The organism is Citrobacter sp. (genome assembly GCF_050252275.1).
Classification (GTDB): domain Bacteria; phylum Pseudomonadota; class Gammaproteobacteria; order Enterobacterales; family Enterobacteriaceae; genus Citrobacter_A; species Citrobacter_A amalonaticus.
Genome location: NZ_JBFWLF010000370.1, coordinates 1 through 3,757 on the forward strand (window position 1 = coordinate 1; position 3,757 = coordinate 3,757).

The 3,757-nt window shown below is 54.5% G+C and carries 3 protein-coding genes; all 3 read right to left on the bottom strand.

Annotation, left to right across the window (positions count from 1 at the left end; all coding sequences use genetic code 11):
• Nucleotides 1-55: 55 nt before the first annotated feature.
• Nucleotides 56-1,207 carry an acyl-CoA dehydrogenase gene (locus AB7E14_RS21670; RefSeq protein ID WP_042319326.1) on the bottom strand — a complete coding sequence of 384 codons (1,152 nt, stop codon included), beginning with the start codon at nucleotides 1,205-1,207 and terminating at the stop codon, nucleotides 56-58.
• A 13-nt stretch (nucleotides 1,208-1,220) separates the two neighbouring features.
• Entirely contained in the window at nucleotides 1,221-2,816 is a 1,596-nt protein-coding gene (locus AB7E14_RS21675) for an acyl CoA:acetate/3-ketoacid CoA transferase (RefSeq protein WP_058587989.1), read from the bottom strand.
• Between the two features lie 144 nt (nucleotides 2,817-2,960).
• Complete coding sequence (gene aroD, locus AB7E14_RS21680) at nucleotides 2,961-3,719, bottom strand: type I 3-dehydroquinate dehydratase (RefSeq protein ID WP_316962258.1); 759 nt, start codon at nucleotides 3,717-3,719, stop codon at nucleotides 2,961-2,963.
• Between the last annotated feature and the right edge of the window lie 38 nt (nucleotides 3,720-3,757).

Sequence of the window (3,757 nt, forward strand, 5' to 3'; positions counted from 1 at the left end):
TCGGTAAGCGTATGAATGGCCGGATACGATGCAAGTACCGTATCCGGCCTGCCGCTTACTTGTTCTGATAATCCTTCAGGATCTGCCGACCTGCGACATAAATCATGATCTCATCCGTCCCGCCGCCAATCCGTTCACAACGGACATCGCGCCAGAATCGTGAAACACGCGCTTCGTCGGTATAACCCAGTCCGCCCATAATCTGAATTGCATCGTCAATCACTTCCATCGCGGTGCGGGCGCAATACAGTTTCGCCAGCGCGGCGCTGGTACGCAGTGATTGCTCCTGATCGGCCTGCCATGCCACCTTCAGCACCATATTGCGCATGTTGTCGACTTTGATTGCCATCAGCGCCAGCTTTTCCTGGATCATCTGGTTGTGTCCAATCGGTTTGCCAAACGCAATGCGCTGGTTGGCATAACGCGCGGCATCCTCAAAGGCGCATTCGGCGAAGCCGGTACTGCGCGCAGCGTTGATCAGACGTTCCATCTCAAAGTTATACATCACGTTGAGAAAGCCCATGCCTTCTTCGCCCACCATGTCGCTTTCATCTACCTCAACGTTGTCGAGATAGACTTCGCAGGTGCTGAGCATATGCCAGCCGATTTTGTGCAGCGGATTGATTTTGATCCCAGGCTTGTTGGACTCCACCCACCAGAGGGTAAAGGCTTTCTTCGGATCTTTTGGCTCGGGATCGCGCGCCAGTACCAGCATGTATGGGTACTCTTTGGCGCCGGTAATAAACGTCTTCTGGCCGTTCAGGTACACCTTGCCGTCTTTGCGCGTGTAGCTGGTGGTGGCGCTGTTGTTGTCAGAACCCGCACCTGGCTCGGTTAACGCCAGGGCATAGGCCGGATCGCCGGTCTCCAGCGTGCTTTCCGCCGTTTTCCGCAGTTGTTCTGGCGAGCCGAAACGGCGCATGCTGTGAATACACTGCCCGTTGGTGATCAGAAAGGCCGGGGCGCCGCATTTTGACACTTCCATCAGGGCCAGCATTTGGGTGACATAGTCTGCCGGAATACCGCCGAACTCTTCCGGTACACCCAGCATGGAAATCCCGTTATCCGCCAGCGCACGCATAAATTCTCTGGGGTAGGTCGCCGTCTGGTCGCAGGTGCGGAAATACTCTTCCGGAAAATTGCTGGTGATCAGTTCCCGGATACTGGCAAGCAGCAGCTCTTGCTCTTCGGTTAAAGAAAAGTCCATCATCATACTCCTTTTAATTCGCCGCTTCCGGCAGTTCAAAACCCATGGTGGCGTCGATAAATAATCTTTCATCCATCAGTTTCAGGTCTGGTGAAATAACCGGTGCGAAATCCATTTTCGCCAGAATATCGCGCTCCAGATCCACTCCCGGGGCAATTTCAATAAGATGCAGACCGTCCTCTTTTAGCGTAAATACCGCGCGTTCGGTGATGTAGCGCACGTCCAGACCGCGCTCAAGGGCGATTTTTCCGCTAAAGGTGATTTCCGGCAGTTCGCTGATGAATTTATTCACCCGGCCTTCCTGGACGATGGTTAATTTACCGTCGGCCACTTTTGTTTTCAGACTGCCAGCGGTTAGCGTGCCGCAGAAAACAATTTTCTTTGAGGTCGCGCTGATATCGATAAAGCCGCCAGTCCCCATGATTTTGCCGTTGAATTTGTGCACCCCGACGTTGCCGTGGCGGTCAACTTCCGCAAAGCTCAGATAGCAGACGTCCAGCCCACCGCCATGGTAGAAGTCAAACTGTGAGGTCATATCAAGAATGGCGCGAGTGTTGACGTTTGCGCCAAAAGCGACACCCTGGGAGGTGATCCCACCCACGGGGCCGGTTTCAACGGTCAGTACAAAGTCATCTGCACAGCCTTCCTCACGGGCCACCAGTCCAATGCCATCCGCGATGCCGACGCCAACGTTACCGACCGCACCTTTACGCATTTCAAACAAGGCGCGACGGGCAACCAGTTTGCGTTGGTTGAGGGGCAGAGAGAGCTGGGTGCTGTCGTCGAGGGTGAAATCGCCCGAGATAAACCGGTTCACCGGCGCGCCGCCGTACAGTTGCGTCTGGTCTGGGTCGACCACCACGATATCCACCAGATAGCCGGGGATACGTACGGATTTAGGATGCAGCGTGGCTTTCTTGACCATTTTCTGCACCTGCATCATCACGATGCCACCGTGGTTGTGCACCGCCTGAGCCAGCACCAGCGCGTCGAGGTACATCACCTCATCTTCAAACGAGGCATAGCCTTCGCTGTCGCAGGTGGTGGCGCGGATAAACGCGACGGTAGGCGCAATCGCTTTGTAGTAGAGATATTCTTTGTTATCAATCTCCACCAGTTTGATGAGGTCTTCTTTGGTGACCTCATTGAGCTTGCCCCCCTGTTGGCGCGGGTCGACGAAGGTGCCAATCCCGATATCGCTGAGGATCCCCGGCTGGTGGGCGGCAGACGCACGCAGAGCCTGAGTCAGCACCCCTTGTGGATAGTTATAGGCGACAATCTTATTTTGTTCCGCTAAATCCGAAATACGCGGCGACTGCCCCCAGTGCCCGCACAGAGCCCATTTCACCAGGCCTTCCTGGGCCAGCGGGCTGATTCCGCGATCGGCGCGATCGCCCAGACCCGTCGGACTGATAATCGATAAATTCCGTGGCGTTTGCGTTTGCTTATATTTATCGGCTAAAGCGGTAATTAAGGTGGTGGCTTCCAGAATACCGCCGCCTGCGCCTAATATACACAGTACATCTTCATCTTTAATATAATTTACCGCGTCCTGGGCCGAGAGCACAGGCACGCGACCATTAACGCGTGGTGGTCTTTCAGGTTTCATATTAACTCCTGGATACCCGGCAGAAGCCCTACGCCGCTGTGTTCAGGCGCAGGCCTCCGCTGAATATTCATGTGGAATATTCACTGTGGAATAAAATATATATTTAATGGCGGGAGAGAATCTTTCCCGCCTTTATTTCGTTTATTACGCCTGATGTAATATCGTTAATACCGTACGCAGATCGCTAACGGATATTTGTCCCGGTGCCGAAGCCTTTTTAACCGCGCCAAAGGTCGCCGCGGAGCCGAAGACTTCACCGGCCAGGCGCGAAATCACACCGGTTTTCGACATCGACATGGTGATCACCGGACGGTCAGCGTACTGTTCCTGCATTTTCAGCGTAGCGGAAAGCAGCGTCAGAACATCGCTGTGGTTCTGCGGCATCAGGGCGATCTTCGGAATATCGGCACCCAGTTCCTGCATTTTGCGCAGCCGTGCAACGATCTCTTCTTCTGCTGGCGTCTTGTGGAAATCATGGTTGGACATGATCACGCAGACGTTTTTGCTGTGCGCGTAGTCTACCGTCGCCTTGACCTGCTCATCTCCGGTAAACAGTTCGAGATCGATCATATCCACCAGGCCGCTATCGACCGCCGCGCGATTCAGCGCGAGATAGGCGTCGGTTGAAATGGCCTGTTCACCCCCTTCCTTCGCACTCCGGAACGTAAACAGCAGGGGAGTCTGGGGCAGTTCAGTGCGGATTGCGCGGACAGCCTCCAGGACGGCATCGGCAGAGGCGACATCGGCGAAATGGTCAACGCGCCATTCCAGAATGTCGAAATCCGCGTCGCGATAGGCCTGCGCTTCTGCGCGGACGCTGGCGATATCTTTGCCCATCAGCGAGACGATTATTTTTGGAGCCCCTTCGCCAATCACGAGGTTTTTTACGGTTACGGTTTTCATTTAATACCTTTTATCAGTCTTAGTTCCTGGCCGTCAGG

Coding starts and splice junctions, on each gene's coding strand:
- AB7E14_RS21670 (WP_042319326.1), bottom strand. CDS start 1,207: ATGGACTTTTCTTTAACCGAAGAGCAAGAGCTGCTGCTTGCCAGTATC.
- AB7E14_RS21675 (WP_058587989.1), bottom strand. CDS start 2,816: ATGAAACCTGAAAGACCACCACGCGTTAATGGTCGCGTGCCTGTGCTC.
- aroD (WP_316962258.1), bottom strand. CDS start 3,719: ATGAAAACCGTAACCGTAAAAAACCTCGTGATTGGCGAAGGGGCTCCA.